The following is a 638-nucleotide window of genomic DNA, read 5'->3' as shown; positions in this document are numbered from 1 at the left end:
GGCCCGGACGTCGTCCAGGCCGTGACCGGCGAGAAGATCAGCCAGAACGGCCTCGGCGGCGCGGACGTGCACGCCGGTGTCTCCGGCGTCTCGCACTTCATCTACGACGACGAGCAGTCCTGCATCGAGGAGGTCCGCTACCTCCTCTCGCTGCTGCCGCAGAACAACCGCGAGATGCCGCCCTCGGTCGTCACCGAGGACCCGGTCGAGCGCCGCAACGACAGCCTGCTCGACCTGGTGCCCGCGGACGGCAACCGCCCGTACGACATGCGCAAGGTGATCGAGGAGATCGTCGACCACGGCGAGTACCTGGAGGTCCACGAGCGCTGGGCCACCAACGTGCTCTGCGTACTGGCCCGGGTCGACGGCCACGTCACCGGCATCATCGCCAACCAGCCGCAGTCGCTGGCCGGCGTGCTCGACATCAACGCCTCCGAGAAGGCCGCGCGCTTCGTCCAGATGTGCGACGCCTTCAACATCCCGATCGTCACCCTGCTGGACGTGCCGGGCTTCCTGCCCGGCGTCGACCAGGAGCACGGCGGCATCATCCGGCACGGCGCCAAGCTGCTGTACGCGTACTGCAACGCCACCGTGCCGCGCATCTCGCTGATCCTGCGCAAGGCCTACGGCGGCGCCTA

At 68.8% G+C, this 638-nt stretch carries 1 protein-coding gene; it reads left to right on the top strand.

Features of this window, described 5'->3' with window-relative positions; genetic code table 11:
* The coding region (locus VM95_RS37885) for a carboxyl transferase domain-containing protein (RefSeq protein ID WP_045706115.1) at positions 1–638 on the top strand (638 nt) is incomplete at both ends.

Origin of the sequence: Streptomyces rubellomurinus, from assembly GCF_000961885.1 — a bacterium.
GTDB lineage: Bacteria > Actinomycetota > Actinomycetes > Streptomycetales > Streptomycetaceae > Kitasatospora > Kitasatospora rubellomurina.
The sequence above is the reverse complement of the archived record's forward strand: the minus strand, read 5'-3'. Positions and strand labels throughout refer to the sequence as shown.